Below are 26,794 nucleotides of genomic sequence, written 5' to 3'. Positions count from 1 at the left end.
GCTCACCGCCGACCTCCGTCCCGCCGGGGCCCGCGGGCTCCTCCGGAGGTCAAGGCCTGATGCTTCTCATAGGCATCCACAATCCGTCCCACCAGCGCGTGGCGGACAACGTCTTCACTGGTGAGGCGGCACACGCTGATGTCCTCGACGTCTTCAAGGATCTCCAAGACAGTGCGCAGCCCGGAATCGGTGCCGCGCGGTAGATCCACCTGAGTGATATCGCCGGTCACCACGATCTTGGAGTTGAATCCCAGTCGGGTCAGAAACATCTTCATCTGCTCAGCGGTGGTGTTCTGGGCCTCATCCAGAATGATGAAGGAGTCGTTGAGGGTACGTCCGCGCATATAGGCCAGCGGTGCCACCTCGATGGTGCCCGATTCCATCAGCCGCGGAATCGATTCGGGATCCAGCATGTCGTGCAGGGCGTCGTAGAGCGGCCGCAGATAGGGGTCGATCTTCTCGCTGAGTCCGCCGGGCAGGAAGCCCAGTTTCTCACCGGCCTCCACTGCCGGTCGGGTCAGAATGATCCGATTAATCTCCTTGGCCTGCAGGGCCTGAACGGCTTTGGCCATCGCCAGATAGGTCTTACCGGTACCTGCGGGGCCGATGCCAAAGACCACGGTGGACTCATCAATAGTGTCCACATAGCGCTGCTGATTGGCGGTCTTGGGGCGAATGCTGCGGCCGCGATGGGAAAGGATATTGGTGGCCACGATTCGCGCAGAGGCGCGGGCTGCCTGGGCGCGGACCATCATGGCGATCTGCTCGATGATCTCTTCGGTGGCGGTAGTGCCTGATGCCGCAAGGGTCTTCAGCTGGGTCAGGATCTCGACGATCTGAGAGACATCAGTGGCGGGACCGGAGACCGTGATGAGCTTTTCGCGCAGCCCGATGCTGGCATCGGGATAGAGCCCCGCGAGAATCCGCAGGGCCATGTCCTGGGCCCCGAGAGTGCGGAACATGGTCTCGGCGTCGGCGAAGTGGACTTCGCGCTCGGTGACGTTGGCAGTGGTTGCCTCAGTAATGAGAACCTCGCTAGTTCAGTGCGGATGGTGGTGTCAGTTTAGTCCCATTCCCAGCGACCTAGCAGCAGCTGGGTCCCGGCAATTGCAGCAGGCCCGGCAGTGGAGGATCTCAGCACGTGGGCTCCGAGCCGGGCGGGGTATGCCCCGGCGGCCGTCAGCTGCTCGATTTCCCGCTCACTGATCCCGCCTTCGGGTCCGACCACCAGGTGCAGTTCCTGCACTGCGGGGCTAGTCTCCAGTGCGCCTAGATCGGTGAGACAACTGCGTAGAGAGCGTTCCTGGACTTCATGAAGAACGACGACGCCGATCTCTTGTGTCCCAGCGATCTGCTGGCAGTACTGCGCTGTGGTGCAAAGCTGCCGGACTTCTGGGATGGAGGTGCGCCGGGTCTGTTTGGCCGAGGCAGTTACCAGGTTCACCCATTCGGCGTGCTTCTTCTCCTCGCGTCCGGGTTTCCAGCGCGCCACGGAACGCTCGGCCTGCCAAGGGATGATCGCATCCACCCCCAGCTCGGTGGCCGATTCTGCGGCTTGCAGGTCGCGTTTGTCCTTGGCCAGTGCCTGCACCAGCACCAGGCGCGGCAGCTGAGCAGGCTGAATCTCCAGTTCGCTGAGCTGGATGGTCAGTTCACCACTGCCCACTGCCACGACGACGCCGATCGCCTGGGTCTGCTGGGTATCGGAGAGCAGTACCTGCTCACCAACACCGAGGCGCATCACCGTGGCAGCGTGGTGTCCCTCTGCTCCAGTGAGGGTGATGGAGGATCCCACCGCAGCACCCTCGAGCGCTCCGGGACTTAAGTGGAACAGCGGTGCGGTCATACTCTGCTCAGAGCTCCCGCCAGGCTTCGCGCAGCTTGGAGAAGACTCCGCGGTGCTCAGTGGAGGATTCCCCCGGCTTCTCGCCGCGCTCCTCTGCCAGCATGCGCAGCAGTTCGCGCTGCTTATCGCTGAGCTTTGTGGGGGTCTCCACCTTCAAGTGGACTTTAAGGTCACCGCGGCCCATTCCGCGCAGGTGGGCCACGCCCTTGCCGCGCAGGGTGATGACCTCACCGGATTGCGTGCCTGGACGGACCTCGATCTCCTCGGTGCCGTCGAAGGTCTCCAGGGTTACCGTGGTGCCCAGGGCGGCTGAGGTCATCGGAATGGTGACTGTTGCGTGGAGGTCATTGCCGCGCCGGGTGAACACCGGGTGCTGGCGGATATCCACTTCGATGAACAGGTCACCGGCGGGGCCACCTGCCAGACCGGCTTCGCCTTCACCGGCGAGGTGGATGCGGTTGCCCTTGTCCACACCGGCAGGGATCTTGACCTTCAGGGTCTTGCGCTCGCGGACCCGCCCCTGGCCGTCGCACTCCTGGCAGGGGTCTTCGATGATGTTGCCGAAGCCAGCGCAGCGGGAGCAGGTCTGGGTCTGGATGACGGTGCCCAGGATTGAGCGCATGGGGCGCTGGATCTGGCCTTGACCGTGGCAGTCAGGGCACGTGGTGGGTGTGGTGCCGGGGCGCATGCAGGAGCCGTTGCACACACTGCAGGTCACCGCTGTTTCGACCTCGATCTCCTTGGTGGTGCCGAAAACGGCATCCTGGAGGTCGATGCGGACGCGGATCAGGGAGTCTTGACCTCGCCGGGTGCGGGAGGCCGGTCCACCTGCGGAACCGCCTCCGAAGAAGGTCTCGAAAATATCGCTGAAACCACCGAAACCGCCGCCACCTGCACCGCCGAAGCCTGCAGGGCGGCCATTCTCGTCGCCGGTGGTGTCATAGTTGCGACGCTTCTCCGGGTCAGAGAGCACCTCATAGGCCCGGCCCAGCATCTTGAACTGCTCAGCAGCATCATCGGAGGGGTTCACGTCGGGGTGAAGCTTGCGGGCCTTCTTACGGTAGGCCTTCTTGATCTCGTCAGTGGAGGCACTGCGCTCAACGCCCAGCACCGAGTAGTAGTCAGAGCTCATGCGAACTTTTTGGTCACCCTTCGGAGAGTATTCGGGACAGGTATCGGGCCATGGCGCGCACGGCGGACATCGTGGTGCCGTAGTCCATTCGGGTGGGTCCCACAACGCCGAGTTTGGCGCCGTCGGCCTCCCCGTAGGCGGCAGCCACTACGGCGGTTTCGGCCAGGGAGTCATGACTGGTTTCGCGGCCGATCCGCACCGAGAGTCCGTGATGTTCCTGCTGCATCTCATGCAGCAGTCTCAACAGCACCACTTGCTCCTCGAGCGCTTCGAGGATGGGAGCAATAGAGGGACCCAGGTCGCCGCCCGACTTGGCGAGGTTAGCAGTACCGGACATGATGATGCGATCTACGCGCCCTGCCTCCAGGGTGGCTTCCACGGCCTGAGCGATCACCGCCATAGCCGGCTGGGCGGCCGGCTCGATGGAGCCGATCAGCGAATCGATGGGCAGCGGAAGCGCTGAGACGGACCGGCTGTAGAGCTGCTCCGAGAGCCGCTGGCCGATCCTGGCCAACATTTCTTCCTCGACCTCGTCGGAGAGCGTGACCATACGCTGTTCCACTCTCCCCGAGGAGAGGATCACGATGGTCAGCGCCTTATGCGGGTGCATCTTCACTACATCGATATGCCGGATCTTGGCGGTGCTGTGCTGCGGATACTGGATCACCGCCACCTGATTGGTGAGCATCGCCAGCAGCCGCACCGTCTGCTCCAGCATGGCCTCGTGGTCATCTGCGGTCTCCAGCAGTGTGTCCATGGCGCGTCGCTCGGCGCGGGTCAGCGGGCGGACTTCGGTGATTTTGTCCACAAAGACGCGGTAGCCAGAATCAGTGGGGATGCGGCCGGCAGAGGTATGCGGGGCTGCGATGAGCCCTTCCTCTTCCAGGTGGGCCATGTCATTGCGGATGGTAGCTGGTGAGACTTCCAGATTGTGGCGCTCTACCAGGGCCTTTGAGCCCACCGGCTCCCTGGTGTGGACATAGTCCTCCACAATCGCGCGCAGCACCTGCAGCCGCCGGGTATCCGACATCCTCGCACCTCCCCTGGCTGATGGATCAAGCACCGGGACTCCCGGTGCTTAGCACTCACGATCTTCGACTGCTAATTCTACAAGGTGCTGATGGCACCAGAGGCGAGGATTGAGCTGTCCACGGTGTTTCTCAGCCCATAGCTGAGCCCACGGTTGCTAGGCTCCGGTGCTTGTGACGCCCAACTTCCCCACAGACTATTCCTCCTGGGGTGCCCAGGACCTCTCGGCACGACGACGCCAGCAGATTCGGCAGGTGCGCCAGGCCCCCGCAGAAGCAGGCACTGTAGTAGAAGAGCGAGCAAGCGGCTGGGTGGGGGCTGTGATCGGCGTCGAGGCCTCCGGCGGCATGAAAGTGGTGCGCCTGGAGGACCGCCGGGGCAAAGTGCGCGCCTTCCCGCTGGGCTTCGGTTTTCTGATCGACGGCGAACCCGTGGAGCTCGTGCCTCCGGTGCCGAAGAAGCCGGAACCAGGCCTGCGCCGCACCGCTTCTGGCTCCGTGGCAGTGGAGCGCCAGCGGGCCCGCACCGCACGGGCCTCGCGCATCTGGGTGGAGGGCACCCATGACGCAGAACTGGTGGAGAAAGTCTGGGGCGAAGATCTGCGCCACGAGGGCATAGTGGTGGAGCCGCTGCACGGTGCTGATGATCTGGTGGCTGCCATCGCAGAGTTCCAGCCCGGTCCGCAGCGGCGCATCGGGGTGCTGTTGGATCATCTGGTCCCCGGTTCCAAGGAGAGCCGGATCGCGCAGCAGGCGATGTCCCTTCCCGGGGCGCCGGGCAATGTTCTGGTCCTGGGTCATCCCTATGTGGATGTCTGGCAGGCGGTGAAGCCTCAGCGGGTTGGTCTGCAGCGTTGGCCGGATATCCCACGCGGCACGGACATCAAGGTCGGGACGCTGCGGGCACTGGGGCTTCCGCATGCCAACCAGCGCGATATCGCCCATGGTTGGAAGCAGATTCTGGGGCGGGTTCGCAGCTATGCGGATCTGGAGCCAACGCTGCTGGGGCGCGTGGAGGAACTGATCGATTTCGTCACCGTGGACTAGCCCTGACGGCCGGCCCCACCGGGGGCGTGTTCACTGACACACCGCGCCGGGCCAGGGTATTTCAAGCTACCTTGCGTAAAATCTAGAGGCGTAGGCGGAGCGTCTCCGCATAATCCACCCCCGGAACCAGCAGAAAGCGCAGGTGTCAGTTGGCTCAGTCGCACGGCAAGCAAGGGTCCGCAGGTCGCGACCCGCGCCCAACCTCATCTGCGCAGTTGAGGGGTTCGGATGCTGCTGCGCCCCCGCTGACACCGGCTGAGGACCGCCGCTGGGCTACTCTGGCGCATTTTGGCGGCGTTTCTGGGTGCGTGCCGGCACTAGTGATTTGGCTGGTGTTCCGGGATCGCGGGCCATTCACCGCGCAGGAATCGAAGGAAGCGCTGAACTACACGCTTCCGCTGACCATCATCATGCTGTTGTTCTACGGGCTGGCTTTTATTCCGGTGATCGACTGGATCGGCGGCTTAGGCGCCGTCTTCATCTGGGCTTTCATGGCGATCTCCGGGCTGATCGGCGGTATTGAGTGCAATAAGGGCCGCCCCTACCGCTACGCCATGAACTTCCGCTTCATCCGTTAGCCCAGCAGCCGCCGGGTCACCGCGTCGGCTAACAGCCTGCCTTTCAGCGTCAAGACGGCCCGGCCTTCGGGGGCCGACGACGACGGGCGCGCCGGCTCCTGTTCGATGAGCCCCTCGCGCACCAGGTTCTGCAGGTCAGCTGCGCTGATCGCCGCGGTCCCGGACGCAGTTCGTGCAGGCAGCCCGTTGTACTCAGCAATATCCAGCCCCTCTGCGATGCGTAGCCGAAGCATTAGGTGCTCGAGGACTTTGGCTTCAGCATCGAGAATCTCCCGCCCATGCCCGGGAGAGGTATCCGCATGCAGACGCTGAGCGTAGGCGGCCGGGTGTTTGACGTTCCACCAGCGCAGCCCGGCTACGTGCGAATGCGCCCCGGGGCCGGCGCCCCACCAGTCCGAGTCCAGCCAGTAATTGAGATTGTGCTGGGAACGGGTAGCCCGTGCGGTGGAGAAGTTGGACACTTCGTACCAGTGGTAGCCGGCCTGCTGGAGCAGTTCGTCGGTGAGAAGGTATTTGTCCGCCTGGTCATCGGGGTCAATATCGGGCAGTTCGCCGCGGCGGATCTTGGCGGCCATGGCAGTACCGTCTTCCACAATCAGCGAATACGCCGAGATGTGGTCTGGCTGCAGGGCAATCGCGGCTTCGAGGCTGCTGCGCCAATCCTGCAGGGACTCCCCCGGGGTGCCGTAGATCAGATCTACTGAGGTCTGCAGACCTGCCGCACGGGCGGCGTCGTGGGCAGCGGGCACATTCTGCGGATTATGTGTACGGTCCAGGGTGGCCAGCACACTGGGCACCGCAGACTGCATCCCTAGGCTGACCCGGGTGAATCCCGCCTGAGCCAGCACTTCAGCTGAGTGCTCAGTCACCGTATCCGGGTTGGCCTCGGTAGTGATCTCAGCACCTGGTACGAATCCGAAGAGCCGTTGCGCGGTCCCCAGGATTCGGGCCAGCTCTTCTGCTGGCAGCAGGGTGGGTGTGCCGCCTCCGAAGAACACCGTGGAAAGCTGTCTGGCGGGTGCACCGGAGGCCTCGAGCACACTGGCGGCGAACTCCAGTTCGGCAATCAGGGTGTCGGGATATGACTGTCGGGAGGCACCAGGGCCGAGGTCTGAAGCCGTATAGGTATTGAAGTCGCAGTAGCCGCAGCGTACCGAGCAGAACGGAATATGAACGTAGAGCCCTAGGGGCTTGTCCGCGCGGGTCGGCAGTTCCTGCAGCACCGAGGGCGGAAAGCCGCCGTCGGCAGGAACAGGGTCACCCAGGGGCAGGACAGAAGGCATGGATCTCGTTCTCTGCCGGTGAGTCGAATCTCACCGACGGACTCATTTCTTGGCTTTTTCCTTGCCGTTGCCCTCGTCAGAGCTCAGTGCGGCGATGAATGCTTCCTGCGGAACCTCTACAGTTCCGACCATCTTCATCCGCTTCTTACCTTCCTTCTGCTTCTCCAGCAGCTTGCGCTTGCGGCTGATGTCACCGCCGTAGCACTTGGAAAGCACATCCTTTCGGATGGCGCGAATGTTCTCACGCGCGATGATCCGCGAACCGATGGCAGCCTGGATGGGCACTTCGAACTGCTGGCGCGGGATGAGCTCTTTAAGCTTCGAGGCCATCCGCACACCGTAGGCATAGGCGTGGTCACGGTGGGTGATGGCACTGAAGGCATCAACCTTGTCACCCTGCAGCAGGATGTCCACCTTCACCAGATCGGCTGCCTGATCACCTGCAGCCTGCCAGTTCAGCGAGGCATATCCCTTAGTTCGGGATTTCAGCTGGTCAAAGAAGTCAAAGACGATTTCGGCCAGCGGCATCTTATAGCGGATCTCCACCCGGTCCTCGGAGAGGTAGTCCATGCCTTCCATGGTGCCGCGCCGGGACTGACACAGTTCCATCACTGCACCGATGTAGTCGGCGGGGACGATGATGGTGGCATCCACAACTGGTTCACGGATCTCGTTGATCTTGCCCTCGGGGAACTCGGAGGGGTTGGTCACGGTATGCAGGCCGCCGTCCTCAGCGGTGACTTGGTAGATCACATTAGGTGCGGTGGAGATCAGGTCGAGGTTGTACTCGGATTCCAGCCGTTCGCGGGTGATCTCCAGGTGCAGAAGCCCCAGGAAGCCCACCCGGAAGCCAAAGCCCAGGGCCGTGGAGGTTTCGGGTTCGAAGTTCAGGGCGGCGTCGTTGAGCTGGAGCTTCTCCAGCGCTTCGCGCAGCACCGGGAAATCGCTGCCATCAATGGGGAACAGCCCGGAGAAGACCATGGGCTTGGGTTCTTCATAGCCACCGATGAGATCAGCAGCGGGTTTGGCCGCGGTGGTGACGGTATCGCCCACTTTGGACTGCCGGACATCCTTCACACCGGTGATCAGGTAGCCCACCTCACCCACACTGAGCCCCTTGGTGGCCTCCGGCTCCGGTGAGGACACCCCGATTTCCAGCAGCTCATGAGTGGCGCCGGTGGACATCATCTGGATCTTCTCGCGGTGTCCGAGCCTGCCGTCCACCACACGGACATAGGTCACCACTCCGCGGTAGGTGTCGTAGACGGAGTCAAAAATCATGGCGCGGGCGGGGGCGTCGACGTCGCCTACTGGGGCGGGGATCTCCTCGACGATCCGGTCGAGAAGTGCCTCAACGCCTTCTCCGGTCTTTCCGGACACACGGAGTACATCGTCTGGGTCGCAGCCGATGAGACCGGCGAGTTCGGCAGCGTATTTCTCCGGCTGCGCTGCCGGCAAGTCGATCTTGTTGAGCACCGGAATGATAGCCAGGTCGTGCTCCATGGCCAGGTAGAGGTTCGCCAGCGTCTGGGCTTCGATGCCCTGAGCAGCGTCGACAAGCAGCAGGGCGCCTTCACAGGCGGCCAGCGATCGAGAGACCTCGTAGGAGAAGTCCACGTGACCAGGGGTGTCGATCATGTGGAAGGCGAAGGTCTGATCTTCCTTCTCCCAGGGCATGCGCACCGCCTGGGACTTGATGGTGATGCCGCGCTCGCGCTCGATATCCATCCGGTCCAGGTACTGGGCCTTCATATCCCGCGGTGTGACCACCCCGGTGAGCTGCAGCATGCGGTCCGCGAGTGTGGACTTGCCGTGGTCGATGTGGGCGATGATGCAGAAATTGCGGATCGCGCCAGGATCAGTCTTGGCGGGCACCAGCGGGGTGCGGGCCTTTGGTGACACGGTGGAGAACGTCCTTTGCTCGCGTACAGACTTGTTGACCCTCAATACTACGACGAAGGTCCCGCACGTTTTATCGTGCGGGACCTTCGTGCCGTCTGAGCTTGCCGCGGGTGGGCCTTCCCCGTCCACGGAACTACCTTCAGTCGTGAGGGCGGGCAACACCTTGCCCGCCGAGGGTGGACGGGGTTTCCCCGTCCAGGGAACTAACTCAGAGGGAGTTGACGAGGTTAGCGATGCCCGACTTGCGGTTCGCTGCCTGGTTCTTGTGGATGACTCCCTTGGAGACAGCCTTTTCCAGCTTGCGTGCTGCCTCACGGTTTGCGGCAACTGCAGCGTCCTTATCACCTGCGGCCACGGCGTTGCGGACCTTCTTCACGGCGGTCTTCAGCTCAGACTTCACAGCCTGGTTGCGCTGACGGGCCTTCTCGTTGGTGAGGATGCGCTTCTTCTGGGACTTAATGTTTGCCACGTGTTGTCTTTCCTTGTCTCGGGTTCACTGGTGAGAGCTCTCCCTTATGACGCGGCGACGTCAGAGACTTCAGTGGCGTGGGGTGCCATGGCGATTCGCTCGGCTCGTCGGGTAGAGGGCCCCATAAGCTTCGCGCTGTATTTGCCGCCGCAGGGAGTGCATGGTCCTTCACAGACCAATAGACACTGCGTGCAAGTCTAGCATCTGCAGCAGTTATCTGCCCACGCCGGCGGCGATCAGGGCGATGGCCTTCTCCACTGCGTACTCCGGTGTCCGGGAGACGCCTTTGACCTCAGCATCGGCCTGCGCCACGGCCTCCACGGCGTCAGCCGCCCGAGAAGGTGTCCAGCGGCGCGCGGTCTCGGCGGCCTGCTTCAACTGCCACGGCGGAACCCCCAACGCTGAGGCTAACTGGTCGTGACGGCCGCGGTGATCTACTAGGGCAGCGATCTGGCGGGCTTTGCGCGCCAGAGCCGCCGTGATGGCCACCGGGGAGACACCTGTCGCCACGGCGTGACGGTAGAGTCGGGCCGCTGCTTCAGCTCTGCCCTCAAAGGCCGCATCAGCAACCTTGAATGCGCTGGCTTCGACCCGTCCGCCAAAGTAGCGGTCGACCTGTTCAGCAGTGATATCTCCGGGCACATCTCGCATCAGCTGCTGACTCGCGCTACCCAGGTCGGACAGGCTGCCACCTGCTGCTGCCACCAGGGCACGTGCGGCATCGGGCAGGATAGTGCGGCCAGCAGCACGGAACTCCTGGCGGAGGAAGTTCAGCTTGTCAGAATCGCTCTTCACCGGGGAGCAGTCAACGACGACGGCTCGTCGACTCAACGCGTCCAGCAGCTTCTTTCCCCGGTTCCCCCCGGTATGCCGCATCACCAGTGTCACATCCGGATCCCCGCCTTCCTCCAGATAACGCAGCGCGTCAGCGAGGAAAGCCTCGCTCATCTGGGCCAGATCCTCGGCGAGAATAAGCCGCGGCTCGCCAAACAGTGAGGGCGAGGCGAGGGTGGACAGCTCTCCCGGACCAGCCTCGGCGACGTCGAGGCGGGTGTATTCCAGGTCTGCGTGCTCAGCGCGCAGCGCGGCTTTGATCCGGTCCAGTGCCCGGGCCGCCACATAGTCCTCCGAGCCTTTGAGCAGCATCAGCGGGGCAGGCTCTACTGAGCGGAAGTCAGCTCCGGACTCGGCCGGAGAACCCTTTGCCCGCGACGCACCGCGCGGCGGATTCATCGCTTCTCCTGGGCAGCCAGGTGCACGCCAGCAGGCGGCTGAGGGGGCGTCATCGTCATAGGTCCAAACCTAGCAAGTCGCAGGGACATTGATCTGCCGGGCATGCAGTCCAACGCACAACTTCAGTCCAGCCGGATGCTGCGGCCGGCCAGCAACCCCATCCCGGCCTGTGCCAAGCACAGCCCCAGGGCCGCCCACAGCACCGGTGTCCAGGACCCGGCGGCTTGGAACAGCGCACCTGCCAGCACCGGACCGGCGGCGGCAAAAAGATAGCCGACTCCTTGCGCCATTCCCGAAAGCTGTCCCACTTGGGCGGTGGTGCGTGCTCGCAGCGAAATAAAGGTCAGCGCCAGCAGCAGTGCCGAGCCCGTGGAGATTCCTGCTAACAGGGCCCACAGCGGCATGAGCGAGGGCGCGAAGATCATACCCAGCAGGCCAACCACCATGAACAGCGCGACCACGGAGGAGACCCGTCGCTGGTCGGGGGCGCGCTGCATGATTTGACCGATGATCAGGCTGGCGAGGATTCCTACCGCTTGAAAGGCCCCTAGCCACAGTCCGGCAGCTGCCTCGTGGGCACCATGTGAGGTCTGGATTGCCGGCAGCCAGGTCAGCAGCATGTAGAACAGCCCGGACTGCAATCCGAAGTAGGCGGTGACCTGCCAGGCCAGCCGGGAACGCCATACGTTCACCGGGGCAGCGGCGGGCACCCCGGTCAGCAGCGCAGCCGGTTTCACCGCGGCACGTGCCGGGGCACCAGTGCTGGGCAGCAGCCGCAGGGACCAGATCGCCGCAGCCAGGATCGCCAGCACTGCTGCTGAGCCCAGGGCCGTCTGCCAGCCGGTCCACTGGGCCAGCGGCACAGCTGCTGCGGAGAAGACGGCAGCCGAGCCCACAAGCGCAGCCGTGTAGAGACCGGTCATCATCGGCACATGGTCGGGGAAGTCCCGCTTGACCACCGCAGGGACCAGCACATTACCCACACCAATGGCTGCCGAGAGCAGAGCGGTCCCCAGATACAGGCCGACTTCATGCGGAATCAACGAGCGTAGCGCGGTGCCCACGGCAAGGACCGTCAGTGCCATAGCAATAGTGAGATCAGGTCCCCACCGGGTCCCCAGCCGGTGAACGAAAGGGGCAACAACCCCGAAGGCCAGCACCGGCACCGCACCGAGAACTCCCAGCGCGGTGGGACTGAGTCCCGTCTCGGCGCCGATCTGTTCGATCAACGGTCCGACCACGGTGATGGCTGGCCGCAGGTTCGCGGCCACCACCATGACCGTGAGGATCAGCAGCAAGCCCTGTGGCCGCTGACCGCGCTGGGACCAGGCTCCATGCCCGTTCATCCGCGCTCAGTCATCGCTGCTGGTCTGCGGGTGCGGACGTGCAGATTTGATGATCTTCATCGGGAAGGCAGAGTTAGTCTCGCTGACTCCGGGGATAGTCAGCAGCTTCTTGGTCAGGAAGCGCTCATAGGCGTTGAGATCAGCCACCGCCACGCGAGCGTAGTAGTCCGGGGTGCCGAAAAGGCGCAGCAGCTCCAGGACTTCCTCGAAACCGGCCATAGTGGACTCGAAGCGCTCCACGGTCTCCTGGTCCCCCTGCTTCAGCTCGATGGAAACACCGACTTCAAAGGACTGCCCCAGGATCGCCGGATTGATCTGAGCGGCATAGCCGAGAATGACGCCGTCGGCTTCAAGTCTCTGGACCCGACGCAGGCACGGTCCAGGGGTCAGGCCAACGCGCTGAGCCAGCGCAGCATTAGAAATACGCCCCTCAGTCCGCAGTACCTCGATGATTGCACGGTCCACACTGTCCACGTTCAGATTCTTTCATCGGCTGCCGTCACCGGCCCACTCCGGCGCGAAGATCTTCCACATGATGGACCGCACGGGAGGGGGTCTTCACTCCAAACGGCGCAACCGGTGCAGGATCTGGTCAAAATCTCTGGCGTCGCCGTCGTCAGCTTCGATCACCTCACGCACCACCAGCTGGTCATCCAACAGGTAGCTCACCCGCGACGGCGCCCCCGTCACCGGGTTGAATACACCGTAGTTCTGCGCGATCTGACCGTGGGGCCAGAAGTCACTGAGCAGGCTCAGCTCTGCCCTGCCGGGCCCGCCTGAGCTCGCAGCTGCAGGGAGGCTGCCTAACTGCAGATGCTCCGCATAGGCGCGCAGAGTGTGCACCGCATCGCAGGAGATGGCCAGGACACGTACTCCAGTGGGTTCCAGCTCAGACCAGCGGCTGACCATTTCATGCAGCTCGGAACCGCAGACTCGACTGAAGGCGAAGGGATAGAACATCACCAGCACCGGTCCTGCAGCCAGCGCAGAAAGCTGCAGGTGCTCCCCGTGGTGGGTGCGCGCGGTGAAGTCGGGCGCAGGTGCCCCGTGCGCCGGGCGCAACCCCAACGGTCGCGGCGGTACCGGCTGAGGCAGCCCGGGAACCGCCACGCTTAGGACTTCCGGGGAACCAGACGGGTCGCAGCCCAATGCGGGCTGACTCCCGCCGAGCTGGTCACGTGCAGTCCCGCATTGGGCGCAGCATCCTGGATCTCCACCGGAGGCACGTAACCATCACGCCCCGAACGCGGGGTCAGCAGCCACACCACTCCGCCGTCGTCCAGGGTGGTCAGCGCGTCCACCAGTGCGTCGGTGAGATCGTCATCCCCGGCGCGGAACCACAGCAGCACCGCGTCGACTACCTCTTGCTCGTCCTCATCAATGAGCGGTTCATCGAGCTGGTCTTCCAGGGCATCACGCAGATCGTCGTCGACGTCGTCGTCCACTCCGATCTCCTGCACCAAGGCATCGGGTTTCAGCCCGAGCTCACTGAGCAGGTTGGAGAAGTTCACTACATTCTTGGCGCCGTCGTACTTCTGCGCCGTCGCCGTGCCGCTGGCTTCTCGGCCGGCTGTTGTTTGGCTCACCGCCGGTTCCCTTCCTTTCGTCTGTGACTCTGCCACAGAGCCAACGTTACGTGGATTTGCACGTCAGCGGGAAGTGCCACACCCTCCCGAAGCGTTTGAACCCGGTAGAGTTGGGGCGAAACGCAGGCCTCTACCACCCCATAAGAGGGCTGTCTTGACCGCGAAAGGCCCGGCAACACCCGGGACCTGCACGATTAGAACCTTCAGAAAGGTGCCCACCGTGAGCGCTGGCGAAGAGAACTCCCACATCCGCAGTGTGCTGACTAATCAGCTGCCGGACCGTGACCCCGAAGAGACACAGGAATGGCTGGAATCCTTCGACCAGCTCGTCGAGGCCCACGGCACTGAGCGTGCCGAATACATCATCCGCAGTCTGCTCCAGCGCGCCGGCGCCAAGTCCATCGGCGTACCTATGGTCACCACCACTGACTACGTCAACACCATCCCGGTGGACCAGGAACCGGAGTTCCCCGGGGATGAAGAGATGGAGCGCCGCTACCGCCGCATCCTGCGCTGGAACGCCGCGGTGATGGTCCACCGTGCTCAGAAGGAGAGCATCTCTGTGGGCGGCCACATCTCCTCCTACGCGGGTGTGGCAACCCTCTACGAGGTGGGCTTCAACCACTTCTTCCGCGGTCAGGACCACCCGGGCGGTGGAGATCAGGTCTTCTTCCAGGGGCACTCCTCCCCCGGCAACTATGCCCGCGCCTACCTCGAGGGCCGGCTGACCGAGGAGCACCTCGACGGCTTCCGCCAGGAAGTCTCCAAGGCTCCCTATGGTCTGAGCTCCTACCCGCATCCGCGGCTGATGCCTGATTTCTGGCAGTTCCCCACGGTCTCCATGGGCCTGGGCCCGATGAACGCCATCTATCAGGCCCAGTTCAACCGCTATCTGCACAACCGCGGCATCAAGGACACCTCTGACCAGAATGTCTGGGCCTTCCTCGGCGATGGCGAGATGGATGAGCCGGAATCGCGTGGTCTGCTGCAGCTGGCTGCCAACGAGAAGTTGGACAACCTGAACTTCGTAATCAACTGCAACCTGCAGCGCCTGGACGGCCCGGTGCGCGGCAACGGCAAGATCGTCCAGGAGCTGGAGGCCTTCTTCCGCGGCGCCGGCTGGAACGTCATCAAGGTCCTCTGGGGCCGCGAATGGGACGACTTGCTGGAGAAGGACGACGACGGCGAGCTCGTGCGCATCATGAACGAGACCCTCGACGGCGACTACCAGACCTATAAGGCCGAGTCCGGCGCTTTCGTGCGCGAGCACTTCTTCGGCCGCTCCGAGAAGACCAAAGAGATGGTCGCGGAGATGTCCGACGACGAGATCTGGGGCCTCAAGCGCGGCGGCCACGACTACCAGAAGGTCTATGCCGCCTATAAGTCGGCAGTGGAGACCAAGGACAAGCCCACGGTCATCCTCGCCCAGACCATTAAGGGCTACGGCCTGGGTCCCAGCTTCGAGGGACGCAATGCGACCCACCAGATGAAGAAGCTGACAGTGGAGGACCTCAAGCGCTTCCGCGACACACTGCGCATCCCGATCACCGATGAGCAGATCGAAGCCGATCCGTACAACGTCCCCTACTACCACCCCGGTGAGGACGCTGAAGAGATCAAGTACATGCGCAAGCGCCGTCAGGAGCTCGGCGGATCGCTGCCACTGCGCCGCACTGACGGCACTAAGCTGCAGCTGCCCGGCGAGAAGACCTACGCGGTGGCCAAGAAGGGCTCAGGTAAGCAGAAGGCCGCCACCACTATGGCGTTCGTGCGTCTGCTCAAGGACCTGATGCGGGATAAGGAGTTCGGCAAGCGCATTGTGCCGATCGTCCCCGATGAGTCCCGCACCTTCGGTATGGACTCCTTCTTCCCCACTGCGAAGATCTACAACCCCAAGGGCCAGAACTACCTCTCGGTGGACCGTGAGCTGATGCTGGCATATAAGGAGTCACCGCAGGGTCAGCTGCTGCATCCGGGGATCAATGAGGCCGGTGCGACCTCCGCCTTCACCGCCGCGGGCACCAGCTACTCCACCCACGGTGAGCCGATGATCCCGTTCTACGTCTTCTACTCGATGTTCGGCTTCCAGCGCACCGGCGATTCCTTCTGGGCTGCAGCTGACCAGATGGCCCGCGGGTTCATCATCGGCGCAACAGCCGGACGCACCACGCTGACCGGTGAAGGCCTGCAGCATGCTGACGGGCACTCCCCCATCCTGGCGGGCACCAACCCGGCGGTGAAGCACTTCGACCCGGCCTTCGGCTACGAGATCGCCCACATCATCGAGAACGGCCTGTTCGAGATGTACGGAGATCACGACGGCGACCACAACGTCATGTACTACCTGACCGTCTACAACGAGCCGGTGTTCCAGCTGCCCGAGCCGGAGAACGTGGACGTCGAGGGCATCAAGCGCGGCATCTACAAGCTCAAGGCCTCTGAGGCTGAGGGCGAGAAGGTTCAGCTGCTGGCCTCCGGCGTCTCCGTACCCTGGGCGTTGGAAGCGCAGGAGATTCTCGCTGAAGACTGGGGTGTCTCCGCCGATGTGTGGTCGGTGACCAGCTGGAACGAGCTGCGCCGTCAGGCCCTGCATGTGGAGCAGTCCGCCATGCTGGATCCTGAGCGCGAGCCTGAGGTCCCGTTTGTGACCAAGCAGCTTGAGGGAGCCGAAGGCCCGATCATCGCCTCCACCGACTACACCACCTCGGTGCCGGATCAGATCCGCCAGTTTGTGCCCAATGAGTTCGCCACCCTGGGCGCAGACAGCTTCGGCTTCTCCGATACCCGCGCAGCAGCTCGGCGTCACTTCAAGATCGATGCCCACTCCATGGTGGTTCGCGCCCTGCAGATGCTGGGCAAGAAGGACAAGGCCGCCGAGGCGATCAAGAAGTACGACCTGCTCAATGCCAACGCTGGAACCTCAGGCACCGCAGGTGGCGACGCCTGAGCGATCTGAGGCTGATGAGCTAGTCCCGCGGGCGGGGAAACCCCGCCACGGCAATGACGTGGCCCGCACACCCGCAGAGCGGACGCACGGGTCCCTGACGTCACGGCTCCACTCGGCGGGCAAAGTGTTGCCCGCCTTCACACCTAAAGAGTCCCGCGGCATAGCTGAGTATCAACGACGGTGGTCCCCACATCCGGGGGCCGCCGTCGTCGGCATTGTAGGAACTCTCCAAAACCTCATAGAGTGAAGCCCATGAGTGTTGATAGCGGTCGGCTTCCTGACGCTGTGGCAGTGTCAGCTGAGGCGCTGGAGGTTCTTCGCAGCAACTCCGGGCCGCTGACCACACTGGTCGGTCGCCATCTGGAGGAGAAGCTGAGCTGGTACCGGCAGCTGAGCACAGAGGAACGCGCTTCACTGCGGCTGATCGCCCAGCGCGGTATCCAAGGGCTGGTCAACTGGCTCCAGGACCCCCGTTCGCGCTCGCTCCCACTGGTCAATGAGCTCTTGGGCCCCGCGCCCACTGACCTCATGCGGACCATCTCCCTGCAGCGTGCGCTGCAGTTGATCCGCACCATTGTCGAAGCTGTCGAGCAACGCCTGCCGGGACTGATGCCCGACGCAGACCGCCAGCTGATGCTGGAGGCGGTGCTGCGCTACTCGCGCGAGGTCGCCTTCGCTATCGCAGATGTCTACGCCCGTGCAGCCGAGTCACGAGGCGCCTGGGACTCTCGCCTGGAAGCACTGCTGGTGGATGCTGTCCTGCGCGCCGAGCCCACGGAACAGATTGCCTCCCGGGCAGCTGCCGTGGGATGGCAGAGTCCCACCGGCGTCGTCGTCATAGTGGGTTCAGCCCCAGAACAGGCAGACGCGGTCTTCATGTCACATCTGCGGCGGCAATGCATCCGGTTCTCAGCCGACGCTGTGGTGGGTGTTCAAGGCGACCGACTGATCCTCCTCTTGGGCGGGGCCACCGGTCTCCAGGACGGGTTGGAGCGGATCTTGCCAGCCTTTGGCGAAGGCCAGGTGGTCTACAGCGAGCATGACGGGCCCATCGCCTACGCCTCGCGTGCCGCCGCTGCAGCCTTCTCCGGTTTCACAGCGGCCCCGGCGTGGAGCCAAGCGCCGCGGCCGGTGGCAGCAGAGGATCTCCTGCCAGAACGTGTCCTGGCAGGTGACCCACAGGCCAAGGAAGTGCTGGTCTCCGGTATCTACAGGCTTCTGGACGAAGCCGGCCATGGGCTGCTTGAGACCGTCGAGGCCTATGTCAGCACCGGGCATTCCCTGGAAGCCACCGCTCGGGAACTCTTCGTGCACACCAACACCGTGCGCTACCGGCTCAAGCGCGTGACTGAAGTCACCGGCTGGGACCCGATGACTCCGCGCGATGCCTATGTGCTGCAGACCGCCCTGGCGCTGGGCAAACTCTGAGCTCAAACCTCGCTGAGTTGTAGGTTCTCTACAAGGGCACCCGGTGAGCTTGGTCCACGGATATCCCTGCACTATGAGGTCGAAGATGGAAAGGTGGAGGTGTGCTAGCGATCGTATGCCCAGGACAGGGCTCTCAGACCCCCGGCCTGCTTTCCCCGTGGCTGGAAGACCCGCAGAGCAAGGCTCTTGTACAGCAGTACTCCGAGTACTCCCAGACTGACCTGCTGACCCACGGCACCATCTCTGATGAGGAGACCATCCGGGACACCGCCGTGGCCCAGCCGCTCATCGTGGCGGCCTCGCTGTTGGCCGCCCATCGTCTTGGCCTCACTGCCGAGCGCTTGGCAGGTTTTGGTGACAAGGTGCTTCTTTCCGGCCACTCGGTGGGTGAGATTCCCGCCGCAGCACTGGCTGGCGCCCTCACCGAGGAGCAGGCGCTGCAACTGATTTCCGTTCGCGCCGCCGCGATGGCCGATGCTGCCGCCGCGGAGCCCACCGGTATGGCCGCCGTGCTGGGCGGAGTGGAGGATCAGGTTCTGGAGGCCATTGAGACGGCGGGCCTCTCCCCCGCCAACATCAACGGCGGTGGCCAGATAGTTGCCGCCGGCGCTACCGGTGCCATTGAGCAGCTGGTGCAGAACCCCCCGGCACGAGCCCGGGTCATCCCGCTGAAGGTGGCGGGCGCATTCCATACTTCGTATATGGCCAGCGCGGGTGAAACTCTCTCCGCTGCTGCCGCGCAGATGACACCGCAGGATGCGCAGGTAACCCTGTTCTCCAACCGCGACGGCGCCGCCGTCGTCGAAGGCTCCCAGGTGCTGACTCAGCTGGTGGATCAGGTCACCCGTCCAGTGCGATGGGACGCATGCATGGAATCCATGCGTGAAGCCGGGGTGACCGGTGTCCTGGAGCTGCTGCCGGGCGGTACGCTGGTGGGACTGGCCAAGCGTGGACTCCGCGGGGTGGCCAGTTTCGCAGTCAAGAGCCCCGAGGATCTCGAGGCCGCCGGCGAGTTCATCGCCGAGCACACCGGCTGAGTCCGGAGCCCGCACAGCAATCCGGAGCCCCTTCTTGAAAGGCACAGACAGACACGTGACCGCAGCACTGAAGCAGCCCACCCCCATCTCAGGTACAGCCGTTCTGGGACTCGGCGTCCATCGCCCGGATGTGGTGATCGACAATGAGCAGATCTGCCAGTGGATCGATTCCTCCGACGAGTGGATCAGGCAGCGCACCGGGATTGTGACCCGGCACCGGGCCCGTGCGGAGGTCTCCGTGGTGGATATGGCACTCGACGCCGCGCAGGAAGCTCTTGCCGACGCCGGCATTGAGGCTTCCCAGCTGGGCGCTGTGGTGGTCTCTACGGTCACGCATCCTTACTCCACTCCCTCTGCAGCGGCTGACGTGGCTGGTCGGCTGGGCATCACCGCACCGGCCTTTGACATTTCCGCCGCCTGCGCCGGCTACTGCTATGGCATCGGCCAGGCAGATGCCCTGGTGCGTTCAGGACTGGCCGAGTACGTACTGGTGGTGGGTGTGGAGAAGCTCAGCGACTTCATCGACAACCACGAACGCACCATCTCCTTCTTGCTGGGCGATGGTGCCGGAGCTGCCGTGATTGGCCCCTCCGAGACTCCTGGCATCTCGCCTTCCGTGCTTGGCTCCAATGGGGAGAAGTGGGGCACAGTCTCCATGGATAACTCCCTGTTGCGCCTACGTGATGCGCTCACCGAGGCCCAGCGCAGCGGTGACGCGTCCCGGCTGCTCGATGCTGAGGAACGCCTGTGGCCCACTCTGCGCCAGGATGGCCAGACCGTTTTCCGCTGGGCAGTCTGGGAGATGGCCAAGGTCGCACAGCAGGCACTGGATACCGCCGGCATCACCGCTGAAGACCTCACCGCATTTGTCCCCCACCAGGCGAATATCCGCATTATCGATGAGCTCGCCAAGCAGCTGAAACTGCCTGAGAGCGTATTGATCGGCCGCGACATTGCCGATGCAGGAAACACGTCCGCCGCCTCGATTCCGCTGGCGCTGCACCGCCTGCGCGCTGAAAACCCGGAAATCTCCGGAGGGCTCGCCCTGCAGATCGGTTTCGGAGCTGGCCTGGTGTTCGGCGCCCAGGTCATCCGTATCCCCTAAGCTTTCCCACCACCGAATCACCCAACCCACCGAAAGGAGCCCACAGTGGCTGATAAGAACGAGATCCTCGCTGGCCTGGCCGAGATCGTCAACGAAGAGACCGGCCTGGAGACCGAAGAGGTCCAGCTGGAGAAGTCCTTCACCGAGGACCTGGACATCGACTCCATCTCGATGATGACCATCGTGGTCAACGCCGAAGAGAAGTTCGATGTGAAGATCCCCGATGAGGAGGTCAAGAACCTGGCCACCGTCGGCGACGCCGTCGAATACATCGCTAACGCCCAGGGCTAAAAACCGCCAGGGCTCACGCCCTGTCAAGCCTTGAAGACGCAGGCTGCCAGTGCGCCGCGTGGCTCACCCCACGCGGCGCGGGCGCCAGCTTCGAGCTGTACCCCTACTGTGCAGGAGAAGGACACCATGTCACGCCTTGTCATCACCGGTCTCGGTGCCACCACCCCTATCGGCGGGGATGTGCCCACAACCTGGGCCAATGCCCTGGCAGGGACCGCCGGCCCCAAGACGCTTGAGCACGACTGGGTCGAGCAGTACCAGCTGCCGGTCACCTTTGCCGCTGAGGTCGCCGTCGAGCCGGCTGAGGTTCTGACCCGTCCGGAGACCAAGCGCATGGACCGCTCCACTCAGCTCGGTATGGTCGCAGCCCGTGAGGCGTGGAAGGACTCCGGTCTGGATCAGCAGGACGTTGATGCAGACCGCTTCGCGGTCAGCTTCGCCACTGGTATCGGCGGTGTCTGGACTCTGTTGGACTCTTGGGACACCCTTCGCGAGAAGGGCCCCCGCCGGGTTCTTCCGATGACGGTTCCGATGCTGATGCCTAATGGTGCTGCTGGTGCCATCAGCCTGGACCTGGGCGCCCGCGCAGGTGCCCGGACAGCTGTCTCTGCCTGCGCCTCTGGTGTGGAGGCCCTGGCGCTGGCTATCGATCTGCTGCGCTCCGGTGAGGCGGATGTGGTCCTGGCCGGCGGCGCCGAGGCTGCTATCCATCCGCTGCCACTTGCCGCTTTTGCCAATATGCAGGCCCTGTCACGCCGCAATGATGACCCTGCCGCGGCTTCGCGGCCCTACGACATTGACCGAGACGGTTTTGTCATGGGCGAGGGTGCAGGAGCGCTGGTCATCGAAACCGAAGAGCACGCCAAAGCACGTGGCGCACATATCTATGCAGAGCTGGCAGGCGGCGGAGTCACCTCCGACGCTCACCACATCACCGCGCCCGATCCTGAGGGACTTGGCGCAACCCGGGCACTGCGTAAGGCCCTCGACGCTTCCCAGGCATCTGCTGAAGACGTTACCCATGTGAACGCCCACGCGACCTCCACGCCTAAGGGCGATGAGCCGGAGTACACCGCAATGAAGGCAGCTTTCGGCGCTCATGTAGACAATGTGTGCGTATCTGCCACGAAGTCCCAGACCGGTCACCTGCTTGGTGCCGCCGGAGCCGTGGAATCTGTGCTCACCGTGAAAGCACTTGCTGACCGCCTGGCTCCTGTGACCATCAACTTGGAGAACCAGGATCCCAGCATTCCGCTGGATGTGGTGACCGGCACCCCGCGCACCCTCCCCGCCGGGGACCAGGTCGCAGTGTGCAGTTCCTTCGGATTCGGTGGCCACAACGCTGTGGCGGCGTTCCGAACTGTGTAACGCGCCTGGCATCTCACGTGCCGAGTGAGATCAGCCGAGAACATAAAGATGCGGCCCCAGCTAGAGTGCTGGGGCCGCATCTTTATTGCTGGGCGTTCGCTCAGCCCACGCGGCTGAGCCAGCGGACCGGGGCACCTTCTGCCGCGTGCCGGAAAGGCTCGAGTTCTTCATCCCAGGCCTCGCCCAGAGCCAGCGAGAGTTCTTGGTAGACGATGCTGGGGTCTCCCGCGCCCAGCTCGTAGGCGTAGCGGATCCGGTCCTCGGAGACCATGATGTTGCCGTGGGTATCGATAGTCGCGTGGAAGATCCCCAACTCCGGAGTGTGGGACCAGCGTGAACCATCACAGCCCGGAGAGGCTTCTTCCGTGACTTCAAAACGCAGATGCGAGAGGCTGCGCAGCGTGGAGGTCAACTTTGCGCCCAAACCTTGGCTGCCCGTCCAGCTCAGCTCTGCGCGGTAGCTTCCAGGCTCAGCAGGCTGCGGGGACCAGGAGAAGTCCACCCGGGCATTGATAAGCGACGCTACCGCCCATTCGATGTGCGGGCAGAGCGCTGCAGGGGCTGAGTGGATGTGCAGGACACCACGAGCCCCGTGCTCGTTGACGAGCGTGTATTCAGACATATCCATCCTCCACAGTGCGTCATCGGTACGTCTTCCCCTACGACCGGTGTGCAGCTGATTGAGAATGCGCCTTTAGGGTACCACCTTGTCTCTGGTGTGCAGTCCAGGCTCAAGCCCGCGGATGTGCCTGCACATAGGCTTGCTTAAGCCGTTCGGCCGAGACATGGGTATAGATCTGCGTGGTGGCCAGGGATGAATGTCCCAGCAGCTCCTGGACCGCTCGAAGATCCGCTCCGCCATCCAGCAGGTGTGTGGCGGCGCTGTGTCGCAGGGCGTGGGGGCCGCGGGCAGAGGTGGTGCCTAGTTGCTCCAGGGAATCGTCAACAGCTTTGCGGACCACCCGTACATCTATTCTCTTTCCGCGGACACCGAGAAAGAGTGCTTGGCCGGACGCCGCGGTGCTGAGCAGTGGTCGGCCAAGCTGCACCCATTTCTCCAGTGCGGCTTCAGCCGGGCGCCCGAAGGGAACCATGCGCTCTTTATTGCCTTTGCCCAGGACCTTCAGCAGGCGAGACCGGGGCTGGACAGATGTCAGATCAAGACCGGCGAGCTCGGAGACCCGGATACCTGTGGCATAGAGAAGTTCCACCAGTGCGGCATCTCGAAGCGCTACAGCCCATGCCTGCGGGTTCTCATGTGCTGAGTGCTTGGTCTGATTGATCTGCTTCTGCAGCTGGTCGGTGAGCTCCTGCACGTGGCCTTTCTGAAGCACTTCGGGCAGGTGGGCGCTGCGTTTTGCGGTGCGCAGGCGTACCGATGGATCCTCTGCCAGGTGTCCGCGGGTGTGTGCCCAGCTGGTGAAGGCTCGCGCGGAGGCCGTTTTGCGGTTCAGCGTGGCCCGGTTGAGGCCCTTTCCGTGCAGGGCTGCCAACCATTCCCGGAGCTTGCTCAGGTCGAGGGACAGTAAACCGCCGGCGTGCTGGGCGAGCTGTTCAACGTCGCTGCGGTAGCCCCGGCACGTGTGTTCTGAGAGTCCGCGTTCGTAGTGGAGGTAGGCGCCGAATTCATCAAGCAGGGCAGCGCTCTGGGCATCCAGTGTCAGTGAAGCCTCGGCTGCAGGATGCGATCCCGAGCCCGATCCTGACTGCCGTGTATCTGCTCCCTCGGACATAAAGGCAGTGTAGCCCCGGCTGCCTCCCTCCCCTAGCTATCTCCCCTCCCGGGCGATGGCCCACTGGTCGTTGTCCCGGCGCGCCAGACCGAGGCGCTGCAGACGACTGAGGCCTGCCAGAACGTGCGGTACGGGCAGCCCTGCTACTGCGGCGAGTCGGCTGACTGTGGTCAGCTTGCGCACCGGCAGCGCGTCATAGAGCCGCTTATCCACTTCGCTGAGCCCGTCCAGCCGGGCGGCGCCCTCCCGCACCGTGTCCTGCCGACCCGTGCCCTCCCGAACGGCGTTTTGTTGGCCCCTCCGGTCATGGGCAGCAAGTTCCCCGATGGGCACCGTGACCTCCGCGGCTGCGGTGTCCTGTTCAGGGGCGCTTCGGCCCACCACGAGCTGCAGGACGTCGGCGGTGTCTGTAATCAGCTGGGCGGGACTGTGCTGCAACAGCTGGTGACACCCCGCTGAGCTCGCGGAGTAGATGCTGCCTGGCAGCACCCCTACCGGCCTGTCCAGCGCGAGGGCATGGTTGGCCGTGGAGAGCGCTCCGCTGCGGGATCGGGCCTCTAAGACGACGGTAGCCTCAGAGAGGGCTGCGATAAGCCGGTTCCGGTGCAGAAATCTGTGCCGCTGCGGTGAGGATCCCGGCGGCAGCTCGGAGAGGAGCAGTCCGTATGCGGCCACGTTCTTCAACAGTTGCTCGTTCCCGGCCGGGTAGAGGGAGTCCAGTCCTCCGGCCATCACCGCAATAGTGGCGGCTGGTCCCGGCACTGTGTCGGTCCCGGCCTCCGACTCTGCCGGATGCTCACTCAGTGCGCGTTGAATAGGGCGCAGCGCGCCGCGGTGTGCTGCTGCGTCAATGCCGTATGCCCCGCCTGAGACGACACACACCTGGTGGGCAGCAAGCTCTTCGGAGATCTCCGCAGCAGCCCTGGCGCCGTAGTCAGTCATTTCGCGGGAACCTACTAGTGCGATGCTTCGCCCCCGCGCAGGTATGCGCGCTGCGGCGACCTCGTAGGGCCCGGGCCCGTGTTGTGCCGAATGGCTCGCGCGGAACCAGAGCCCGATAGGTGCGGTGGTACGCAGATCGCGTAGCGTCTCCGGCCATGCGCAATCTTCCGGGATCAGCAGTCCACCGCCAAGAGAATCCAAACTCCTGAGATCTTTATCTCCGTGCAGCTGGCCCAGTCTGACCCGCCAGCGTTGCAGGGCAGTGTGCAATTGGCGCTGACGTGGCCCCAGCCCTGCTGCCTCTGCGGCTTCCCCGACTCGTTGCTGCTCCGTTGCAGAAGCGTTTGTCCCTGCCGTCACCAGCCGGTGTGCATGTTCTGGTCCCAACTCCTGGACCATCACCGCACCCAAGAGGTCCCCAGGTTCTATGAGCCGACTCAGCTCGGCCCGGCAGCATCGGGTCTCCTTAGTGCCCCATTCCATAGTTCTCCCCTATCTGGCTGCCGCCAAGCGAAGCTGCATGGCAATGTCGATCTCATCCGCACCTGGTTTCGCAGCCCCTGTGACATCGGCTACCGTCCATGCCAACCGAAGAACTCTCACGTATCCGCGAAGCGAGATCGCGGCACGATCCAGCGCGGTGTCCAGAGAGCGCAATGCAGCTGCGGGCAGCCGCAGGGCCCCGGTGAGCACCGGCAGCGGCACTTGGCTGTTTCTTTCAATGCTGGGACTGCCTTCCTTTCCCAAGGCACTTAGTCGCGCCTGCTGAGCTTGACGTGCGCTGATGACTCGGGCCAGCACCTGAGCGGAGCTTTCTCCGGGCTCTTCAAGAGCCATTGCGGCTGAGCGCGGGCGTTGGACATGAACCTGGAGATCGATTCGATCCAGCAGGGGGCCGGACAGGCGTGAGTAGTACCCGCGTCGCTGGGCTACTGAACAGGTACAGGCTGCCCCGGATCCAACGTTGAGTCCGCAGGGGCAAGGGTTGGCTGCCATCAACAGCTGGAACCGCGCCGGGTAGTTCACCGCCCCGCGAGCACGGTGGAGAACAATCTTCCCGGTCTCCAGTGGCTGGCGCAGCGCATCCAGCACCGGGCGCTGAAATTCTGGGGCCTCATCAAGAAAAAGCACACCGTGATGTGCCCGAGTCACCGCCCCGGGCCGCGCAAGGCGTGCCCCTCCCCCGACAATGGCGGCAGCTGAGGCACTGTGATGAGGTGCTTCAAAGGGCGCCCGACGACGCAGCCTCGTCACACTGCGGGCTCCGGAACTGATGGACTCAATGGCCGTCACTTCCATGGCCTGCTCATCTTCCAGCGGCGGAAGAATACTCGGAAGCCGCTCGGCCAGCATGGTCTTCCCCGCACCAGGAGCACCTACCAACAGCATGTGATGACCCCCTGCGGCCGCCAGTTCCAGGGCAAAGCGGGCCTCCTGCTGCCCCCGCACTTCAGCCAGATCTGGTCCTGCTGGCTCTGACGCGGCCTCGCATTGCTCTGCGACTCCTCCGTGCATTCGGGTCAACCCGCTTAGCGCCTCACGGGGAATCGAACTAGCACCAGGGGCGGCAAAGGCCGCGGCGACTTCGCTGACATGGGAAGCTGCCAGCACATCTGAACCAGGCACTAGTGCAGCTTCCCCGGCGTTCTCCTGGGCAACCACTACCTGGTGCACCCCTGCGTTCACCGCTGAGGCCACCGCAGGTAAGACACCAGAGACCGGACGCAACCGCCCGTCGAGGCCGAGCTCAGCAAGAAACAGCACGTCCTGGGTGCCGCGCAGCAGACCATCAGCGGCCCAAGCGCTGACCAGTATCGCCAGATCCAGCCCTGAACCGGATTTCGGCAAGGAAGCTGGAAAGAGATTCACCGTCAACCGTCGCGCCGGTAAGTCCAGTCCGGCGTTCTTCGCTGCCGAGCGGATCCGGTCTTGACTCTCGCGCAGTGCCGCATCCGGCAAGCCCAACAGGATAAACGCAGGAAGCGACTGACCAATATCTGCTTCTACCTCAATCAGGTGGCCTTCCATCCCCAGCAGCACCACACCGCGTGCCCTGCCCATACTCATAGGGCCACGGCCTTAAGGTGCTCGATCCGCGGGGCAGGTTCCGGTAGGGCAGTGTCACGCCGTTCCAGCAACACTGACACCACATCCACTCGCCGCGGCACCCTCAGCAGGCCGTGTTCCGCAGCGTATTCGCGCAAGAGCAGATAGAGCCGACGCAGCTTCGCATCAGTGACGGCTTCAAAGGGGTGTCCGTAGCCGATTCCTCGGCGGGTTTTAACCTCCACTGCGACAAGCTGACGCTGATCCCGAGTAATCAGGTCCAGCTCGCCGTGTCGGCTGCGCCAGCGTCGTTCTAGTACCTCATGCCCGCGGGCCTGCAGGTACTCCGCCGCCTGCTGCTCACCGATCAGACCGGTGTGATCCTTAGGATGCATCCGTGGTGCTCCTTTCCTTGGAGCACCAGCCTGGGGCATCTGTGATCACCAG

Annotated in this window: 25 protein-coding genes; 8 read left to right on the top strand and 17 right to left on the bottom strand. The window is 63.7% G+C overall.

Annotation, left to right across the window (positions count from 1 at the left end):
• Positions 1-2: 2 nt before the first annotated feature.
• From ABEA23_RS11865 to hrcA, 4 genes are read right to left on the bottom strand one after another with little or no spacing between them, the layout of a single operon-like run.
• Positions 3-1,025 (bottom strand): PhoH family protein, encoded by a 1,023-nt coding sequence (locus ABEA23_RS11865; protein ID WP_425577215.1) that lies wholly within the window; start codon positions 1,023-1,025, stop codon positions 3-5.
• 38 nt (positions 1,026-1,063) lie between these two features.
• Positions 1,064-1,846, bottom strand: coding sequence for a 16S rRNA (uracil(1498)-N(3))-methyltransferase (locus tag ABEA23_RS11860; protein ID WP_345478218.1), 783 nt, complete (start codon positions 1,844-1,846; stop codon positions 1,064-1,066).
• A gap of 7 nt (positions 1,847-1,853) precedes the next feature.
• Complete coding sequence (dnaJ, locus tag ABEA23_RS11855; RefSeq protein WP_345478217.1) at positions 1,854-2,978, bottom strand: molecular chaperone DnaJ; 1,125 nt, start codon at positions 2,976-2,978, stop codon at positions 1,854-1,856.
• 13 nt (positions 2,979-2,991) lie between these two features.
• Positions 2,992-4,008: a heat-inducible transcriptional repressor HrcA gene (hrcA, locus tag ABEA23_RS11850; RefSeq protein WP_345478216.1), complete on the bottom strand. Its 1,017-nt coding sequence runs from the start codon at positions 4,006-4,008 to the stop codon at positions 2,992-2,994.
• A 172-nt stretch (positions 4,009-4,180) separates the two neighbouring features.
• Here hrcA and ABEA23_RS11845 point away from each other — a divergent pair, with 172 nt between their 5' ends.
• Both ABEA23_RS11845 and ABEA23_RS11840 read left to right on the top strand, forming a co-directional pair.
• Entirely contained in the window at positions 4,181-5,053 is an 873-nt protein-coding gene (locus ABEA23_RS11845) for a DUF3097 domain-containing protein (protein ID WP_345478215.1), read from the top strand.
• A gap of 149 nt (positions 5,054-5,202) precedes the next feature.
• A complete protein-coding gene (locus ABEA23_RS11840; protein WP_345478214.1) occupies positions 5,203-5,631 on the top strand; it encodes a DUF4870 domain-containing protein in 429 nt (142 codons plus the stop codon).
• Here ABEA23_RS11840 and hemW read toward each other — a convergent pair.
• From hemW to ABEA23_RS11800, 8 genes are all read right to left on the bottom strand, one after another.
• Entirely contained in the window at positions 5,628-6,914 is a 1,287-nt protein-coding gene (gene hemW, locus ABEA23_RS11835; protein WP_345478213.1) for a radical SAM family heme chaperone HemW, read from the bottom strand. The two genes, ABEA23_RS11840 and hemW, sit on opposite strands and share 4 nt — an antisense overlap.
• Positions 6,915-6,956: 42 nt before the next feature.
• Positions 6,957-8,816: a translation elongation factor 4 gene (gene lepA, locus ABEA23_RS11830; RefSeq protein ID WP_345478212.1), complete on the bottom strand. Its 1,860-nt coding sequence runs from the start codon at positions 8,814-8,816 to the stop codon at positions 6,957-6,959.
• Between the two features lie 208 nt (positions 8,817-9,024).
• Entirely contained in the window at positions 9,025-9,285 is a 261-nt protein-coding gene (gene rpsT / locus ABEA23_RS11825; RefSeq protein ID WP_345478211.1) for a 30S ribosomal protein S20, read from the bottom strand.
• Between the two features lie 213 nt (positions 9,286-9,498).
• The gene (gene holA / locus ABEA23_RS11820; protein WP_345478210.1) at positions 9,499-10,518 is read right to left on the bottom strand and encodes a DNA polymerase III subunit delta; all 1,020 of its coding nucleotides are present in this window, start codon (positions 10,516-10,518) and stop codon (positions 9,499-9,501) included.
• A gap of 122 nt (positions 10,519-10,640) precedes the next feature.
• Positions 10,641-11,864, bottom strand: coding sequence for a CynX/NimT family MFS transporter (locus ABEA23_RS11815; RefSeq protein ID WP_345478209.1), 1,224 nt, complete (start codon positions 11,862-11,864; stop codon positions 10,641-10,643).
• Between the two features lie 6 nt (positions 11,865-11,870).
• Positions 11,871-12,338 (bottom strand): Lrp/AsnC family transcriptional regulator, encoded by a 468-nt coding sequence (locus tag ABEA23_RS11810; protein ID WP_345478208.1) that lies wholly within the window; start codon positions 12,336-12,338, stop codon positions 11,871-11,873.
• Positions 12,339-12,422: 84 nt separating this feature from the next.
• On the bottom strand, positions 12,423-12,974 hold the full coding sequence (locus ABEA23_RS11805; protein ID WP_345478207.1) for a redoxin domain-containing protein: 552 nt from the start codon (positions 12,972-12,974) through the stop codon (positions 12,423-12,425).
• A 2-nt stretch (positions 12,975-12,976) separates the two neighbouring features.
• Positions 12,977-13,375: a DUF3052 domain-containing protein gene (locus ABEA23_RS11800; RefSeq protein WP_044493441.1), complete on the bottom strand. Its 399-nt coding sequence runs from the start codon at positions 13,373-13,375 to the stop codon at positions 12,977-12,979.
• Positions 13,376-13,670: 295 nt separating this feature from the next.
• Here ABEA23_RS11800 and aceE point away from each other — a divergent pair, with 295 nt between their 5' ends.
• The 6 genes from aceE (at position 13,671) to fabF (ending at position 21,626) form a co-directional block, all read left to right on the top strand.
• On the top strand, positions 13,671-16,397 hold the full coding sequence (gene aceE, locus ABEA23_RS11795; RefSeq protein WP_345478206.1) for a pyruvate dehydrogenase (acetyl-transferring), homodimeric type: 2,727 nt from the start codon (positions 13,671-13,673) through the stop codon (positions 16,395-16,397).
• A gap of 252 nt (positions 16,398-16,649) precedes the next feature.
• Positions 16,650-17,825 carry a PucR family transcriptional regulator gene (locus ABEA23_RS11790; RefSeq protein WP_345478205.1) on the top strand — a complete coding sequence of 392 codons (1,176 nt, stop codon included), beginning with the start codon at positions 16,650-16,652 and terminating at the stop codon, positions 17,823-17,825.
• A gap of 101 nt (positions 17,826-17,926) precedes the next feature.
• Entirely contained in the window at positions 17,927-18,862 is a 936-nt protein-coding gene (locus ABEA23_RS11785) for an ACP S-malonyltransferase (protein ID WP_345478204.1), read from the top strand.
• Positions 18,863-18,917: 55 nt separating this feature from the next.
• Positions 18,918-19,967 carry a beta-ketoacyl-ACP synthase III gene (locus tag ABEA23_RS11780; protein ID WP_345478203.1) on the top strand — a complete coding sequence of 350 codons (1,050 nt, stop codon included), beginning with the start codon at positions 18,918-18,920 and terminating at the stop codon, positions 19,965-19,967.
• Positions 19,968-20,012: 45 nt separating this feature from the next.
• Entirely contained in the window at positions 20,013-20,258 is a 246-nt protein-coding gene (locus tag ABEA23_RS11775; protein ID WP_044492780.1) for an acyl carrier protein, read from the top strand.
• A 126-nt stretch (positions 20,259-20,384) separates the two neighbouring features.
• Positions 20,385-21,626: a beta-ketoacyl-ACP synthase II gene (gene fabF, locus ABEA23_RS11770; protein ID WP_345478202.1), complete on the top strand. Its 1,242-nt coding sequence runs from the start codon at positions 20,385-20,387 to the stop codon at positions 21,624-21,626.
• Positions 21,627-21,726: 100 nt separating this feature from the next.
• Here fabF and ABEA23_RS11765 read toward each other — a convergent pair whose 3' ends face one another.
• From ABEA23_RS11765 to ABEA23_RS11745, 5 genes are all read right to left on the bottom strand, one after another.
• On the bottom strand, positions 21,727-22,248 hold the full coding sequence (locus ABEA23_RS11765) for a DUF3145 domain-containing protein (protein WP_345478201.1): 522 nt from the start codon (positions 22,246-22,248) through the stop codon (positions 21,727-21,729).
• A 109-nt stretch (positions 22,249-22,357) separates the two neighbouring features.
• Positions 22,358-23,359 carry a tyrosine recombinase XerC gene (locus ABEA23_RS11760; RefSeq protein WP_345478199.1) on the bottom strand — a complete coding sequence of 334 codons (1,002 nt, stop codon included), beginning with the start codon at positions 23,357-23,359 and terminating at the stop codon, positions 22,358-22,360.
• A 36-nt stretch (positions 23,360-23,395) separates the two neighbouring features.
• The gene (locus ABEA23_RS11755) at positions 23,396-24,784 is read right to left on the bottom strand and encodes a DNA-processing protein DprA (protein WP_345478198.1); all 1,389 of its coding nucleotides are present in this window, start codon (positions 24,782-24,784) and stop codon (positions 23,396-23,398) included.
• A gap of 9 nt (positions 24,785-24,793) precedes the next feature.
• Positions 24,794-26,368 (bottom strand): YifB family Mg chelatase-like AAA ATPase, encoded by a 1,575-nt coding sequence (locus tag ABEA23_RS11750; protein WP_345478197.1) that lies wholly within the window; start codon positions 26,366-26,368, stop codon positions 24,794-24,796.
• Positions 26,365-26,742, bottom strand: a complete 378-nt coding sequence (locus ABEA23_RS11745) for a YraN family protein (RefSeq protein ID WP_345478196.1) — start codon at positions 26,740-26,742, stop codon at positions 26,365-26,367. Before ABEA23_RS11745 ends, ABEA23_RS11750 begins: the two co-directional genes overlap by 4 nt.
• Between the last annotated feature and the right edge of the window lie 52 nt (positions 26,743-26,794).

Origin of the sequence: Nesterenkonia rhizosphaerae (assembly GCF_039544555.1) — a bacterium.
Classification (GTDB): domain Bacteria; phylum Actinomycetota; class Actinomycetes; order Actinomycetales; family Micrococcaceae; genus Nesterenkonia; species Nesterenkonia rhizosphaerae.
This window is presented reverse-complemented; position numbering and strand designations above follow the sequence as displayed.

Bases quoted from the DNA above. Each gene is read 5' to 3' on its own strand.
- ABEA23_RS11860 (WP_345478218.1), bottom strand. From the start codon at position 1,846: ATGACCGCACCGCTGTTCCACTTAAGTCCCGGAGCGCTCGAGGGTGCT.
- dnaJ (WP_345478217.1), bottom strand. From the start codon at position 2,978: ATGAGCTCTGACTACTACTCGGTGCTGGGCGTTGAGCGCAGTGCCTCC.
- hrcA (WP_345478216.1), bottom strand. From the start codon at position 4,008: ATGTCGGATACCCGGCGGCTGCAGGTGCTGCGCGCGATTGTGGAGGAC.
- hemW (WP_345478213.1), bottom strand. From the start codon at position 6,914: ATGCCTTCTGTCCTGCCCCTGGGTGACCCTGTTCCTGCCGACGGCGGC.
- holA (WP_345478210.1), bottom strand. From the start codon at position 10,518: ATGAATCCGCCGCGCGGTGCGTCGCGGGCAAAGGGTTCTCCGGCCGAG.
- ABEA23_RS11815 (WP_345478209.1), bottom strand. From the start codon at position 11,864: ATGAACGGGCATGGAGCCTGGTCCCAGCGCGGTCAGCGGCCACAGGGC.
- ABEA23_RS11790 (WP_345478205.1), top strand. From the start codon at position 16,650: ATGAGTGTTGATAGCGGTCGGCTTCCTGACGCTGTGGCAGTGTCAGCT.
- fabF (WP_345478202.1), top strand. From the start codon at position 20,385: ATGTCACGCCTTGTCATCACCGGTCTCGGTGCCACCACCCCTATCGGC.
- ABEA23_RS11765 (WP_345478201.1), bottom strand. From the start codon at position 22,248: ATGTCTGAATACACGCTCGTCAACGAGCACGGGGCTCGTGGTGTCCTG.
- ABEA23_RS11760 (WP_345478199.1), bottom strand. From the start codon at position 23,359: ATGTCCGAGGGAGCAGATACACGGCAGTCAGGATCGGGCTCGGGATCG.
- ABEA23_RS11755 (WP_345478198.1), bottom strand. From the start codon at position 24,784: ATGGAATGGGGCACTAAGGAGACCCGATGCTGCCGGGCCGAGCTGAGT.
- ABEA23_RS11750 (WP_345478197.1), bottom strand. From the start codon at position 26,368: ATGAGTATGGGCAGGGCACGCGGTGTGGTGCTGCTGGGGATGGAAGGC.
- ABEA23_RS11745 (WP_345478196.1), bottom strand. From the start codon at position 26,742: ATGCATCCTAAGGATCACACCGGTCTGATCGGTGAGCAGCAGGCGGCG.